The organism is Paenibacillus wuxiensis, from assembly GCF_040195695.1.
GTDB classification, from domain to species: domain Bacteria; phylum Bacillota; class Bacilli; order Paenibacillales; family Paenibacillaceae; genus Paenibacillus_B; species Paenibacillus_B suaedae.
Genome location: NZ_JBEFZI010000012.1, coordinates 23,871 through 40,508, shown reverse-complemented (window position 1 = coordinate 40,508; position 16,638 = coordinate 23,871). Strand labels below are relative to the sequence as shown.

Below are 16,638 nucleotides of genomic sequence, written 5' to 3'. Positions count from 1 at the left end.
TCTGAGCGGCGTTAAAATGAAAATGTGTCGGTCAACAATGAATGCATATCTCCATTTTCGGCATTTTTACATTGGTCGCTGTACCGATTCATACTTGCTAGTGTTTGATCAAGACCATCCGACAGCAATGATTCCAGCAAAGCAACGTAATATTTTGCCATTTGCTCTACTGTATCCTGTCTGAACAGACGGGTGGAATACTCAAACGTGAAGCCCAGTGCATCCCCATCCTCCTGAGCGATCAGGAGAATATCAGCTATACTGGATTTTCGTTCATACGCATACGGCGTAATAACCAGCCCATCCACTTGCAGTGGATGGATATCCATATTTTGCAAGGCAAACATCGTCTGGAACAACGGATTGCGGTTGGCCAAAGGTCGAACGTCCAGCTTCTCGATTAGCAATTCCAAAGGATAATCCTGATTACTGAATGCTTCAATGGTACGAGTTCGCACTTCCTTCAACAGTTCGCGGACAGTTTTGCTGGCAGACGGTTGGCTGCGGAGCACAATCGTATTAACGAACATACCCAGCAACTGCTGGAATTCAACCTGATTGCGCCCAGCAACAGGAGTGCCGACCATAATATCTTCATCTCCTGAATAATGCTGCAGGAGTGTGAAATACACGGTCAGTAACAACATGTACAGTGTCGTATGGGTGTCGTCCGCCAGCCGTTTGAGTTGGAAGGTCATTTCGATGGACACCTGGAATCGAAACAATGCACCTTCATAGTTCTGTTCATCGGGTCTTGGATAATCCGTTGGCAGATGAAGAACCGGCAGCGATCCCTTCATTATGTCCAGCCAATACCGCTCCTGCTTGTGCCAAGCATCAGACTGCCGGAACGACTGCTGCCAGACCGCATAATCCTTATACTGGAATTCCAACGGCGGCAACGATTCTCCCCGAAATAAAGCCATAACCTCTTCCGTCAGCAATCCAAGTGAAAAACCGTCCGAAATGCTATGATGAATATCGAATATCAGCACATGCCGCTCGGAAGATATCGTCACAACACCTACACGGAATAGAGGTGCCTGTGTTAAATCAAAAGGACGGACAAATTGTCTTATCCGTTCTGGAAGTTGTTCTTCCGTCCCGCTTATCCATTCTAGCGGGACTTCCACTTGGTCATGAACTTTGAATACGATCTGTTCGCCTGCTCGCTGATGTGAAAGTCTAAGTGACTCATGCCGTTCCATTAGTTGCTGGACTGTCTTTTTCAAACGTTTCTTGTTGAGCGCTCCAGTAATCCAATTCACATCGGTTATATTGTTGCTCGTATCCGCGAACCGCCTCATTTTCTCTAGGACATAAAGACGGGTCTGCTGATATGAAGCTGGGTAGAATTCGCGCTGATCCACAATTTGCGGTATCGGTAGTTCCTCTTTTTGCCGGAAACGCAGTTGATTGGCCAATCCACGGATCGTTGGCTGAGCAAATATCTCATCCATGCCGACATCGACACCCAGCTCTTTGCGAAGCCTTGCTACGATCAGAACCGCTTTGAGCGAATGTCCACCAAGCAGAAAGAAATTGTCTGTCACGCTAATCATCTTCAATTCTAGTATTTCACTCCAGATATCAGAAATGATCCGCTCTAGCTCATCCAGCGGCCATTCATGCGAAATGAAATCTGAATCTGAAGCAGTTGTGATCCTTTCAGGTGGTGGCAGTTCTTTAGTATTAATTTTATTGTTGGCAGACATGGGCATTTGCTTGAGCTGCACATACAGTTGAGGAACCATAAATTCGGGCAACAACTGTTGTAACTGTGTTCGCAAGTCCGATTCATTTAACAATGTAGCTGCAGTATAATAGGCGCAAATCTGCGTCTCCTTACCCTCCTGCTTGATAGGAATAACAACCGCTTCCTGAATTTGAGGCAAGCTTAAAATTTGCCGTTTGATCTCCTCCAACTCAATCCGGTAGCCTCTAATTTTGATCTGGTGATCTCTCCGCCCCAGGTATATAAGATTACCGTCGGCACGCCATTTGACCAAATCGCCGCTACGATACAGTCGCTCCTGGTTAAGCCATGGTACCGTAAGAAATTTTTCATCAGTCAGGTCCTGCCGATTCACATAACCGGCCGTTAATCCGTCTCCGCCTATAAACAGCTCTCCGGCAACTCCGATGGGTACGGGCTGATTAAATGCATCCAGTACATAACAGGTTGTGCCGGTTATCGGTTTACCGATTGGAATACTTTTTTTCTCTTGATTGGTCACATCATAGGTCGTAGTATAAGTCGTACTTTCCGCTGGTCCATACCCGTTTTTGAGTCGGACATGCGGATGATGTTGCAACAGAATCTGCACATGTGAGGGGGACATCACTTCGCCACCCACAATAATGGTCTCCAGGTTATTAAAGATTTCAGGGTCTTCGTTTAACAAATGATTGAACAGGGCAGTAGTTGGAGTCATTATGTTGATGGAGTGATGTAATAGAAAAGGCTTCAATCGCGCTGTATCCAGGAACGTGTTTTTATCGGTTAAATACAAACATCCTCCATTAAGAAGGGGTGCCCATGTCTCAAACGTAAAGACATCAAATCCCAAAGCACAGGTTTGCAACAGCCGGGTGTTCTCGCTTAATTCCACATAATCGGTTTGTTTGACCAAACGCGAAATGCCAAGATGCTTGATCATAATCCCCTTAGGTCTGCCGGTCGTCCCTGAGGTGAAAATAATGATCGCCGTCTGGTCAGGTTCCCTAACCAATCCTAAATTGGCGGTGTTTGTACTGTACAATGATTCATCCAACAAATCCAGTATCTTCAAGCTTCCCGGAAGCGGCTGCTCGGGTTCTCCCTGTACAAGCAGCCATTCCATACTGCTATCCTCCAGCATATTTAATATTCGCTGTGTCGGATAATCCGGCTCGATAGGCACATAAGCGGCTCCTGCTTTGATCACAGCAAGCATACCCACGATCATCTCGAGAGAACGCTCTGCCATTATGCCAACATTCGTTCCTTGCACCAAGCCACGGCTCCGCAAGCTGTGTGCAAGCCTATTGGCTTTATCATTTAGTTCCCGATATGTATACATCCTTCCATCATGAAATAACGCGGTTCGTTCCGCGTGCAACTCTGTCTGTTCTTCAAAAATCCGATCAATTGTTAAAAGAGGATAATTGATGATATTGTCGTTGAACTGATGTAATATAAGCTGTTTCTCCACTTCATCCAACAGATCAAACTGATGCAGTTCCATACCTGGCATCGTTGTTACCAGTCTGGACAATCTGACAAAATGAGCAGCCATTCTGTTCATTGTATCCGGTGTGAACAAATCGGTGCTGTATTCCAGCTTGCCGGTAATCACATCATTATCTTCTGTCAATTCCAGCGTCAGGTCGAATTTGGAGCTGTCACTCTCCCATTCATAGCGTTGGAAGACAAGGTCGCTCATCTCCAATTCGTACTTGTCCATATTTTGCACAACAAGCATAGTATCAAAAATGGGATGTCTGCTTGATGAACGTGCAATATTCAGCCGCTCCACCAGCATATCAAGCGGATAGTCCTGATGATCGTAAGCAGATAACGTAGTTTGCTTAATTTGGGCCAACAATTCCAGGAAAGTCATGTTCCCTTGAGGACGTGTACGAAGTGCCAGCGTATTCACAAACATACCGATCACCGACTCCAATTCGGCGCTTCGGCGACCTGCAATCGGTGTGCCGATTACAATATCTGTCTGGGAAGTATAACGATGCAGCAGTAGCGAATAAATACTGAACAACACCATATACAGTGTTGCTCCTTCCTGTTGAGCTATCTGCCGCGCCGATTGGACAACATCCGCATTTAACTGAAAATGCACATAGTTACCGCGACCACTGCTGTATGACGGTCTAGCATAGTCAGTCTGCAAATCCAGCACCGGCAATTCGTCTGCAAACTGCTGCATCCAGTACTGTTCTTGTGCGCTCATTTTCTCACCGGAAAACAAATCGTTTTGCCACATTACATAATCCACATACTGCACTTCTACCGGAGAAAGCGGAATGCCGTTATAAAGACAGCCGATCTCTTTTATCATAATTTGAATGGATATGCCATCCGCAATGATATGGTGAATATCAAAAAATAAATAATAGACTGTGGGAGAAGTGCGGATCAACTTAAGCCTGAATAATGGAGCCTGATTCAGGGCAAATGGCTGTGCCAGCGATTTCAATACTTCCTCGAGCTGCTCTTCCTCCACCTCAAGCGTTTCCAGCGAAAACGGAACCGTAGCCAGTACGGTTTGCGAAATATCGTTATTGTCTAGATCTGTCTCAAATATCGTCCGCATAGATTCATGCCGCTGGATAAGCTGCTGTACTGCCTGCTCAAATTTTTGGAGATCCAGTGTCCCCAGTATTTTGAAAACAGAAGATAGGTTATAGGCTACACTGTGCGGATTGAACTGCTGAACGACAAACAATCTCCTTTGAGCTGATGATGTTTCATAACAACCTATCGTTTCCATTGAATGAAACCCTCCTGATCATGAATTGCGGCAGGGATGTTCTGATTGATAACGCTTACCACTTCCTCCATATGGCTGTGTAGAAAAAAGTGATCCCCTTTAATCCATACGATTTCGCAGTTGTGAACGGTGTGCCGGTTCCATAACTGGATTTCTTCCCTGTTGATCTTATCGTTCAACCCGGCGAATACGGTTACCGGGCAATTTATCAAGGGCCGTGCCGGATCAAGACGATATGTCTCCAGTGCACGGACATCGGCATTTAATATTTTTTTGAACTTTGCGGCCAACTCCGGACGGCGTTTAATCTCCGCTGGGATACGGCCATCCGGAAAAGACAATGGGGCCAGGAGCCTTTGCTTGAGACTGGACCAAGAAAATGTACGCTTCCGATCAGACAAAGGTGCAGGCCGACCGGATAGCAACAAATGGACAGGCGGCGGATACCCTTCCCGGAGCAGCAAATAATATAATTCATACGCTAACACTGCCCCCATGCTGTGCCCGTAAATGGCATAGGGTACTTCCTGTACTTGTGGTCCTATCTGTGTCACCGCATCCTTTAACATATCGGCAATGCTGGCCGCATAAGGCTCGTCATAACGAGCGCCTCTGCCGGCAAGTTCAACCGGTCGGAGCTCGATATGTGGACTTAGCTGACCTTTCCACTGCCAGTATATTGTAGCCGAGGCGCCTGCATATGGGAGGCAAAATAATATGGTTTTAACGGTCATCACCCCTTCTCGAATAACGGAATGCTTGGCTTGATTAAGGGAACTACCGTTTGTGTAGTCTGCTGCATAGCCACAATGCGCCCCCCATCCATTTTGATAATACGATCCGCTAGATGGAAATAATGATCATCATGCGTAATTGCTATAATACATTTGCCCCGGTCCTTCATGTCCGGCAGCAGGGTATAATAAAAGAAACGGCGGTATTCCGGATCTTGATCCGCAGCCCATTCATCAAATAGACAGATTGGACGATCCTCCAAATACGCAATCAGCAAGGCCAGTCTTTTTTTCTGTCCGGTTGACAGTTTGGTTGTACTGAATGTGCCGTTATGAATAACGATCTTGTCCTGCAAATCCAGCAAGCGGAGATAGTGTTGCATTTCTGCTTCTTTAGCCTGCCAGTCGATGCCATACAAACGGTCGAACAGATGGAAATCGCCGAAGATCGCCGAGTAGTACTCACCTAGCCCATATGAGGAAATCACGCCATCATTCAGTGTCACCTTGCCTGTATCTGGTATGTACAATCCAGTAAGTAGCTTAGCCAAGGTTGACTTCCCACTGCCGTTACCTCCAGTAATAAAGGTGATGCTGCCACTGTCAAATGAGCAGTTGATGGGTCCGACCGCAAACCCGGTTGGCCCCGATGTGTTATTGCCTGTATATCTATAGGTCACATCTTCCAGTTGCAATCGAATCGGAACCGTCTGGACGGCAACTTCAGCAGAAGGATGTTGAATTCTCTGTTCCACCTCCCGGATCATTTGTTTAATGCGATCCCAACTGACCTTGCTCTGCGCATACTGGGGAACGCTGTCCAGCAGTTGATTGACGGGACCGGTCATATACAAGAACACAAACACATAATTTCGTAGCATCGACGTATCCATCTGCTTAAAAAGCTCTGGAAATACAAATACTACACACCCGATCACCAGTATGAACAGCAGTTCTCCCAACACAAAAATGTCCGAATAACGCAGTTGATACACATTGCGCTTCTCTTTGTACGTTTCGCAACTGATCTGCATCTCTTCTCTGAATTCCCGGCGTTTGTCAGAATGAAGCGAAAGCTCCTTGAAGCCTTTCAGCAGATCATTGATAAACTTAAAAAAAACATTCTGGAGATCACGCGTTTCCTCCATTAAATGGTTCGCCCGGCTTCCTACATACATATACAATACCGCTAGCACAGCAATGATCACTATGGATAGCAGCAAGGCATACATGTTCATAATCCCAAGATATAGAAAACAGCATAACAAGGTAATCAGATTGGTCGCGCCCGATATCAGGATTCCCATGGAGCGACTGATGGCTTCGGTATCATTATTAAGCGTCGCTTCTACACGTCCTCGTTCAAAGCTGTCCATTTTGGAGAAGCTCGTTTGCAAAAACTTATCAACCAACTCCATCCGCTTGGCATAAATAATTTGATTGGTCAGCTTAATCAACATAGCTCGGATGATTCGCTGTCCGAACACATACATCGCAAGCGCCATCGCAAAATAAAACAGGAGCCCATTCAGCAGATTATCCGTTCGGTTGAACGATTCATTGATAATAAAAATGACAAACGCATTCCCTAAACCACTGACCAAACCCAGAACAATTGGCGTCAGAAATGACTTCTCCGTGTTTTTTGGAAAAAACAGAGTCAGCAGCGAGTAAGCCATATACAAGGCTCCAGTAATCAGTAGCAGCCACACGGCGGTCATTACCGTCGATGGTAGCCATATTTCAATAAATCGCCAGGTCAGTTTGTACATCAGAATATCAGGAGCCTTGTATATCATCCATGCGAACAGGCAGGCAGCAATTAGATGATATCCTAGCAACCTGTAGGGCTTGGCCCGTTGAAAGGATGGTTTGCGTTTGCCGTTGCCAATGTCACGGAAGACCAGCACCAGATACACAAGTACCGCAGCTCCAATAATAGACAAGGCGATAATTAGGCCGACCGCCACAGAATCCGCTTTTTTGTAGGTATCGGAATGAATTAACGGAGGCTCTTCACCATGCAACTGGCTCAGGATGCCTTGTCCGATCCCTTGCGTATAATCGCTGTTCATATTAGCCATAATGACAACGCCAATGCCTTCTGCCGGACGCATGCCCACAAAGGAAGAAAATGTAGGGTTGTTACCCGAATGCGAAATCTCACCTTCTCCGCTTTGGAAGATATCCCAGCCTACCGCATAGGATGCACCGGTGCTCTCAGGCGGAACCGTGCGATTCGGCAGATGAGATTGATCAATCAGTGAATATTCAAAAGATCCTGAATGTTCGATTCCCATCTGAATTTTAAGCCACAGAGCCATATCCTCGGCATTGCTGACTATATATCCGGCAGGGGCATTGCCCACGAATGGCGGCGAGCTGTATAATTGCGGCCTTGTATAGGCCATTTTATAACCGGAAGCCAATTCCGCGGAGGCTATCGGTTCCTGCACCGCAAAAGTATGCTTCATCCCCAGCGGCTCAAAGATATTATCTTTCATATACTCGGCATAGCTTTGCTCACTAACCTGTTCAATGATTAATCCAAGCACATCGTAATTAATAGTCGCATACTCATACGTTTTGCCAGGCGCACGATTCAAGGGCTGGTTCTGCAATATGCGAACCGTCCTCTCCAATTCACCCGCTCCATAACCCTCCGGCAGATGGCCAATCGTATCAAACGGTATGCCGCTCGTATGATGCAGCAGTTGCTCTATCGTGATTACGGCCGGTTGATTATGATACACAGGTTGAAACCAGGGCAGATACTTGCTCACCGGATCATCCAGATGCAAGCGATTTTCCTTCGCCAGTTTTAACACTGCCAGACCAGTAAACGCCTTGCTGTTTGAACCAATTTCAAACAGGGTGGACGGACTGATGGCAGTGCCGGCAGACACGTCCTTGAACCCGTAACCCCGCTGCAATATAATCTGATCTCCACTGACTATCGTGACAGACATGCCCGGAATTTCCGCATGTTCCATTTGCTCCTGTACCCATGATTCAATTTGCTCCAGATAGCGGGGCGTCATGTCCTCTGCTGTATTCGCATAGGACATGACCGGTGCAGACAGCGCCAGCCAGCACGCCAATATACATATCCACAGTACTCTCCAGCATTTATACGGGGAATTCAAGCTTAATCCCGCCCCCTCTAATCCATTAGTAGAGCATTTCTCTGTTTACGAGCGCTCAGTACGTAGCACTTCGGAAGCTTCACTTCTTGATCTTTTAAATGATCATACAGCGCTGAAATATCGTGATCGTACTCGTCAAAAGACTGAATCATCAGTCCATTGCTCAGTGTACAGCTCATAATGTGCGACAGGGTAGGATCGAATACATAATATGGCGCGCCTTCATAGGTCTCTTTGTTGATATAATCCAAGCCTTCGTTATATACGCGCGGTTCATCAATGAAATACGAGAACTTCATTTCCAGAGGATGTTCCTTATCATTCTCATCTAACATGAACAGCACCGGATGAATATCGTAGATCAGTACATTCCCACCGTCTTTTAAAAGCCGCTGCACCGTCTGGAAAAACAGCGATAAATCAGGAAACCAAATCAATGAGCCGGCTGAAATATATATAAGATCAAATGTTCCGCTATACTGTTCCGGGATTTCGTACACATCGGTCTGCATAAATTCACATTCAATCCCAGCATCTATTGCCAGCTTACGAGCTTCATCGATCGCTAGATCACTAATATCAAATCCTATACAGGAGGCCGCCCCCAGATTTTTAAGGGATAACGTTTCCGTGCCGTCATTGCAGCAGAGATGAGCAACAGACTTGCCTTCAAGACCGTACGCCTTCAACTTGGCGGTTATCGTCTCATCCAGCACCGAATATCCTTTCTGGCGGAATAGCTTCTTTCGCTCCTCCTTTCCCTTATGATGGCGGGCAGCCACCTGATTCCATGAGCGCCGGTTGGCTTCGGTATAATCCTTGATTTCCACAGTGTCTAACTCCTTATTATTTGAATTTTTAGCGTTTGGTTCGTTCACGCCGCTCCACCTTTTTGAAGCTTACAGATGCCGGATTTTCAAGGGTGGGCATGGTCTGCTTTTTCTGCAGAATCCATTGTGCCAGACTGCGGACAGTAGCCATTTCAAACAACTCGCGCAGAGTTGGAACATAACCGCAAGCAGCGCCTATTCTAGCGACAACTGCGGTCGCCTTGAGAGAATGACCGCCCAATTCAAAGAAATTATCATTGACGCTGATTTCATCCAGTTGCAGAACATCTTGCCAGATGGCCAGAACAAGTGCTTCTTCTTCATTTTGAGGCGGTATGATTTCCCGGATGCGTTCATCTGTATTTTGAATTTCAGATAAGCGTACCTTGTCTATTTTGCCGGTAGAGGTCAACGGCATGTTGGCCACAAAAATAATCTCCTGCGGAACCATATAACCAGGGAGTCTGCTCCGAAGCCAAGCGGACAACTCCTGCCGGTTCGTCAAGGAAATTTCCGTCTGGAACTTCTCCTCACCGGATTCCGGATGTGGAAAATGCTGCACCCATACACTCGGATCATAATAGATTCCATTTTTCTGTTCCAAGTCAATCATGACAGGCTGTAACGTGATTGGCGTGATATAGCTGCCGCTTTTTGGAAACTCGATGCCGGTCCATAGCTGCCAATCTCTAATACTGCCTGTGATCGTCTGTGATTGTTCTGCAATGCTTAGAACTTGTCCGCCTGCCCGGATATGGGTTCGCAGCCAAGGATCTAACGGCAGGCCATCTGATCTGGTCAACGCACAGTACTCTGTAAATGACTGTTCGGGATAGTTCGTTTTGCCTGTTGGTCGAACAGGTACGATAATATGCTCCAACTGGTGAGCGTCAGCCACATATTTGAAAGCTTCCAGCAGCAGCCCGGCTAGTCCATTGCCCCGTTGCTGTTCATTTACCACCCCGGCCAATATCAGTAGCGTATTGGGAGAGGGATACGAACCGGCGGTTTCCACACTTTTCAGCAGACCCTCATCCCAGCCTTGCGGAAGATGCTCCGGTGAGCCGTCCCAATACATTGGGACGGTATTACCGACGGCGGCAATCTCTCCATCTTCTTGTAGCAAGGCAAATTGATAATCGGTGAAGTTGGCAAACAGCTTAGGCCAGTGTTCCAGCATTACACTATCCCCGATAAAATAATCTGGCCATGACTGCCGATGCAGTGCATTCATTCCCGCGGCCAACTGCGGCATTTGCGCCAAATTAAAGCATTTTAAACGTCGTGTATGGCTAAAGGGCTGATACTTGTTTGTAATTTCCACATAGGCGACCAAACCATCCATTCCTTTGTCATGGCGGTGGACAACGGCTGCGCTCGCGATATCACGGTGCTGCATAAGTACCGCTTCAACTTCCTCTAGCTCCACCCGGTTTCCTCTCACCTTCACCTGCTGGTCCAGCCGGCCGATGTAGCGAATGATGCCTTCTTCTGTATATTTGACGAGGTCGCCTGACTTGTATAGCTTCGAGTCAGACGTATCAGAGAACGGATCGTTCACAAAACTGTCTGCCGTGCGTTCAGGATCATGTAAATAACCACGTGCCAGTCCTGGTGAGCTGATGTATAGTTCACCAGGCACGCCTGCTGGCACAATATTCATCATTCGATCAAGCACATATACCATTACATTGCCCAGCGGCGAGCCAATCGGCACAATCTCTCCTTCAAATTCCAGCCTGCAATCAAATGTTGTTGCATCTACCGTGACTTCTGTCGGTCCATAATGGTTGTACAATCCGCAGTCGAATTCCTCCCGGAACAAATCGCGCAGCTTGCGTGTAAGCGGCGCTCCGCCACTAATCACAAACCGGAGTTCAGGCCATTGTGTAAATACCCCGTTTCTGCGGGCATTGATGAATTCCTCCAGCATCAGCGGTACAAACTGCAAGAATGCAACTCCCTGCTCCTTCGCAAGCTTCCCTAGCGCAGCCGGATCTTTGGCTTCATCAGGATGTGGGATGAAAATGCGCGCTCCGCAGGTGAGCGGCCAAAATATTTCCAGCAACGAAGCATCAAATGAATACGAGGTGTGGAACAGCGCCGTATCATTAACCTGCAACGAATAATGCTGCGCCAGCCCGGCAAACAAATGCACGATGCCCTGATGCTCAATCTCAATTCCTTTGGGCTTCCCGGTTGTACCCGAGGTAAATAATACATAGGCCAGTGTGGAACGGTCCGCCTCTATACCCGGATTAATGGTCGACTGTGCATGCAACTGCGCCTCCAACTTGTTGAGATCAAGCAAGGTTACCGGGTGTACAGATTGCACCAACCATGAACCGGTTCCCGTGATCAGTACAGAAATATCTGCGGCCTGTATGATTTCTAATTGCCGTGCTTCCGGGAGCTCCGGATGGATAGGCACATAAGCGGCGCCTGCTTTCCAAACGGCAAGCAGCGAAACAATCAAATCAGCCGAACGTTCAAACCTAACTCCGATTTTTTGCTCCCGCCGCACACCGGCAGTCAGCAGCAAATGCGCCAACTGATTCGCTTTTTCATTCATTTGTTTATACGTCATTGTCTGATTATGATCAAAGATGGCAATCTCGTTCGGTGTCAATTCCACCTGACGTTCAATCACTTGATGCACACAGGATTGGGCCTCATAGCTGTGTGGCTTGCGATTACGTAGGTTGGCGATAATCGTTTCGGACTGTTTGTCCAGCCACTCATAGGCATAAAGCGAGCCGTCAGGCGAATCAATCACCTGTTGCGTTAGCAAGATAAACTGCTCGGCAATCCGCTCTGCCGTCGTTCTTTTAAACAGATCCGTATTATAGTTCAAATTAAGTTCAATCCCGTGACCCAGTTCATCAAAAGCAAAGGTCAGATCAAAACGAGAACTGGTTTCCATGAAATCATACACTCGCGGATTGTAGTCGAGCCCAACAAATTTCAGGTTTTTCAGTAAATTTTGTTTATTGTTTTGCAAGCCGTACATAACCGAAAACAGCTTAGAACGCGAAAGATCATTTTCCGTCCGGATTTGCTCAATGACGAAGTTACTCGGATATAGATGATTATCATAGGCCTCGATTGCCGTCTGCCTGCTCTGGGAAACCAATTCAGCAAACGTCATATTCGGTTCTATTCGGCATTCCAACAGAATCGCCGTGGCAAACAGCCCTAGCATTCGTTCTAGCTTCACATCGTCACGGTTCACAATAGGAGAACCGACTGCGAAATGATCCTGATTGCTCAAACGGTGCATTTGTAAATTCAATACCGACAATAGGAACATATATAATGTAATCCCTTGCTGCTGACAGTAAGTGGCGATCCGCTTTTGCAAGTCCGGTTGAATCGTCTTCAGAACAGTGCCACCGTTGAACGTCACTATCGAAGGGCGCGGATAATCAGTCGGCAGGTCTAGTGCTGGCGGCACGACAGCGAATTTATCCAGCCAATACTGCCGTTTGGCTTCCAGGTATCCAGATTGAATTGAAGTGTTCATCCATTCGGCATAATCCGTATATTCAATCTCCAGCTCAGGCAACTGCGCAGTACGATGTTCTAATTGCGAATTGTACAGTTCACTGAATTCGTCAATCAGATTCATGGACGATGTCTCATCCCAGATAATATGATGCGCTACGAACATCATCAGAAACTCTTTGTCCGCATATTCGATCAACTTGACCGAAAACAGCGGCCCTTGGGCAAAATCAAAACTTTGATTGTTATGCTGTTCCGCCATCCGGTAGACATCTTGCATAATTTCATCCGGCTCTATATGTGTGCGATTCTCATATACGCTGTCCAGTCGGAAGTCCTGCTCCGATTTCACAACTTGAACCGTTGCGCCTTCATGATTGGCAAAATGAGTACGAAGCACGGAATGCCGTTCAATCAGTCGCTGCCATGCCCACTCAAAAGCTGGAAGATTCATATCACCATAAAACATCAAATCAAAGCTTACATTATAAAACGGGTTGTCCGGCTCCAGTTCATGCAAATACCACTCCGGCAGTTGAACAGGAGCAAGCGCGTATGCGCTTTTAGGCGGAAAACGGCGCAACGGATTATTGTCCGCAGCCTCTCTCGTTGGAGAATGGCCAGTTGTTTTGGCCGCTTTTTCCTGATCAATGACTGCCGCCAGTTCATGCAATACCGGGGTCGTGAAAATTTGCTGGAGTGCCATACTGATGCCAAACTGCTTCCGAATCCGGTTTACCAGTTTGACTGCACTGATGGAATGCCCCCCCAGATGAAAGAAATGATCCTGTGCATCCACTTGCTTTAATTCCAGGATCTCTGCCCATAAGAAGGAGAGTTCCCGCTCTGTTGGGGTAGACCATGTTGCCGGTTTGGATGGTGCGGATGCGATATACTCGTTCGCCCATGACTGCAATGTTTTGCGGTCAATTTTCTCGCTGGTCAGTAGCGGCATTTGCTCAATGCTGATTAACTGCGCTGGAACCATATAATAGGGGAGCTTCTCCTGCAAATAAGTCCGCAATTGTCCCGGCTCCAAACGCTCCTTGCTTGTATAAAAGGTAACCAGCATCGAGTCGCCATTTCCTTGCTTTCTCGCAATCACCGCCGCTTCGTCTATCCCTGGATGACGGTTGATTACCGCCTCTACCTCACCAAGCTCAATACGGAAACCGCGTACCTTGACCTGATGATCGATCCGGCTGGAAAATTCCAGATTGCCATTCGGCAACCAACATCCCAAATCACCTGTCCGATAAACAATGCGCTCATGTTCGTGGTTGGCAAACGGATTGGCAATGAACTTGCTGTGGGTCAGCTCGTCATTATGCCAGTAACCGGCTCCAACGCCAATTCCGGAAATCCATATTTCACCCTTTACCCCTACCGGGACTGGCTTATGAAATTGGTCCACCACATACAGACGCATGTTAGGAAGTGGTTTGCCTACAGGAATGCGCTTATGTGTCAAGTCAGATTCATCCTGAACATCACTGCGCATCGTATACTGGGTTACATCATCCGAACATTCCGTAGGTCCATAGGCATTAATCAACGGTATATCCGGGAGCATGGTAAACCAGCTTTTGACCAGTTTGCCAGGCAGCTCTTCCCCGTTGGCAATCATCCAGCGCATGGAGGGCAAGGAACGTTCGGAAGCAGGCATACTTTCCATCGTATCCAAGAAAGCAAACAGCAATGAAGGAACGGTCTCGATAACTGTAATCTGATGATTCTTTATATACTGCAACAATAACGCTTGATCCCGACCCGCCTCAAAGGAAACAATGGATGTCTGTCCGCCGACCAGCAGCGCAACAAGCGATTGCCAGATAGAGACATCGAAACTGATCGAAGCATTTTGTGCTACAATATCGCGTTCACTCAGTTGCAGGCTATAAATTTTGGCGTACAGATGATTGATCATGCCATTATGGCGTACGAGTGCACCTTTGGGCGTACCGGTTGAACCGGAAGTGTAGATCATATAAGCAAGCCGTTCGGCTGAGGGATCGTCCTCCCCGTCAGTTACCGGGAAATCAGCCAGACACTCGCTGGTGATCAGCTCATGTTGCTGCGGCCATAATGGCCCTTCCCCTATCGGCATATCCACACACAGCACAGAAAGGCTTGCAACCGTATCCAGTCTGCTCACGCGTTCCAGCAGTTGATTCTGAGTAATCAGAAGCTGTGCAGCGCAGTCCTGTAAGATATAAGTTGCGCGTTCATCCGGCACATTCGGATCAATCGGCACATAGGCTGCACCACTCTTGAGAATTGCCAGCAGCGAGGTCAGCCAGTCAAGATTGCGCTCACACATAACAGCAACAAATTGCCCTGACTTTATACCGCGGCTGCGTAAAAAATGCGCCAAACGGTTCGCACGCTCATTTAATTCTCTATACGATAATTGCTCTCCGTCGTAAGAGGCCGCAATATGATTCGGCGTACGTACAACCTGCTGTTCAAACAGTATAGGAAATGGCGTATGTACCGGGAAATCAACAGACACCTGATTGAAATCTTCCATCACCTGTGTGCGCTCAGGCTCCGACAGCATATCCATTTCGCTAACAAGTATCGTTGGATTCTGGATGGCCTGCTGGACCAGTTGTAAAAAATTACAGCTTAACCGTTCCATTGAAGACGATTCAAACAGGTGGGTGGCATATTGAATATACCCTTCAATCTGCCCTTCCTTTTGATAAAGCTCAAATATAAAATCAAATACGGAATAACGGATAGGTTGAAGCGAATGTTCAAATGACAAAAACAATCCTGGCGATATTTCGCGTACAGCTTTGCTGTCTGCATGCAGTGTATGCATTTCAAACACAACATCATATACGGGATGATGACTATTATTGCGATCCGCCCCCAGATCATGGACGATCATATCGAACGGATATGCCTGATTTTCCTGAATATTTAGCACATTTTCTTTGATTCGTTTGACAAATACGCTGAAAGGCTCTTCTCCATTTATCTGATTACGCACCGGTAGTGTATTGATGAAGCTGCCGATCATTCCGTTCAAATCGGGATGAAATCGGCCTGATAAAGAAGTCCCGACAATGATGTCCTGATTCCGTGTATATTTGGCGAGCAACACATTCATAATTCCTAATAAAAACATGTACAGACTCACATCCAACTGCTCACATGTTTTTTTGAGCGGCACAAACAATTCCTCGCCAATAACCAGCGGTACGGCCGCTCCGGTATAGGTTCGTTCCGCTGGACGTTGATAGTCCAGCGGGAAGTTCAGATCGAGCAGTTCCCCAGCCAAATAGTCAGCCCAGAATTGACGCTGGTCCGCCAATTCACCGCCCGTCAGCATACCGTTATGCCAATGAGCATAGTCGCTGTACTGAATATCAAGCTCTGGTAGTACAGGCGGAACCTGGGTAACATGCGCCTTGTAAATCACCATCAGTTCGGACAGTATAATGTCGATCGATAGCCCATCGACGATGCTGTGATGAGCGACGATCATGCAGATATGTTTGTCCGCGGATAACTTATACAAGGTGAACCGAATCAACGGGGCCTGCTGCAAATCGAACGGTGTATTCAATTCCTCCTGTATTCTATGCTCCAGCCGCTCACGCGAATCATCAGCCGAAATATCATAGATCGCAACCGGAATTTGAATATCGTGAAAAACGAGCTGCAGCGGCGAGCCGTCCTGATCCCGATAACTGGTACGAAGGGCAGCATGCCGTTTCGCCAGATCCTGTACTGTCTGTTTAAACAGCCCCACGTCCAGTGGGCCGACCAGTGTAAATACAGTAGACACATGGGACATTGCGCGAGCTGATGGATCATCGGAAAAATCAAGCTTGTCTAGGAACCAAAATCGTTTTTGCGTATGTGATAATTCATATTGATTAGTTGTCGATTGAGTAGAAATATTCATCGCAAAACTTCCTTT

The 16,638-nt window shown here is 47.1% G+C and carries 5 protein-coding genes; all 5 read right to left on the bottom strand.

From position 1 onward, the window contains the following. Nucleotides 1-11: 11 nt before the first annotated feature. From ABN764_RS24365 to ABN764_RS24345, 5 genes are read right to left on the bottom strand one after another with little or no spacing between them, the layout of a single operon-like run. The gene (locus tag ABN764_RS24365; protein WP_446673358.1) at nt 12-4,490 is read right to left on the bottom strand and encodes a non-ribosomal peptide synthetase; all 4,479 of its coding nucleotides are present in this window, start codon (nt 4,488-4,490) and stop codon (nt 12-14) included. After that, the gene (locus ABN764_RS24360) at nt 4,478-5,224 is read right to left on the bottom strand and encodes a thioesterase II family protein (RefSeq protein WP_446673357.1); all 747 of its coding nucleotides are present in this window, start codon (nt 5,222-5,224) and stop codon (nt 4,478-4,480) included. Before ABN764_RS24360 ends, ABN764_RS24365 begins: the two co-directional genes overlap by 13 nt. Beyond that, a complete protein-coding gene (locus ABN764_RS24355; RefSeq protein ID WP_446673356.1) occupies nt 5,224-8,370 on the bottom strand; it encodes a cyclic peptide export ABC transporter in 3,147 nt (1,048 codons plus the stop codon). The genes ABN764_RS24360 and ABN764_RS24355 overlap by 1 nt, the downstream gene beginning before the upstream one ends. Nucleotides 8,371-8,387: 17 nt before the next feature. Beyond that, nucleotides 8,388-9,248: a class I SAM-dependent methyltransferase gene (locus ABN764_RS24350; RefSeq protein ID WP_446673355.1), complete on the bottom strand. Its 861-nt coding sequence runs from the start codon at nt 9,246-9,248 to the stop codon at nt 8,388-8,390. Then, nucleotides 9,229-16,623 (bottom strand): non-ribosomal peptide synthetase, encoded by a 7,395-nt coding sequence (locus ABN764_RS24345; RefSeq protein ID WP_446673354.1) that lies wholly within the window; start codon nt 16,621-16,623, stop codon nt 9,229-9,231. The genes ABN764_RS24350 and ABN764_RS24345 overlap by 20 nt, the downstream gene beginning before the upstream one ends. Between the last annotated feature and the right edge of the window lie 15 nt (nt 16,624-16,638).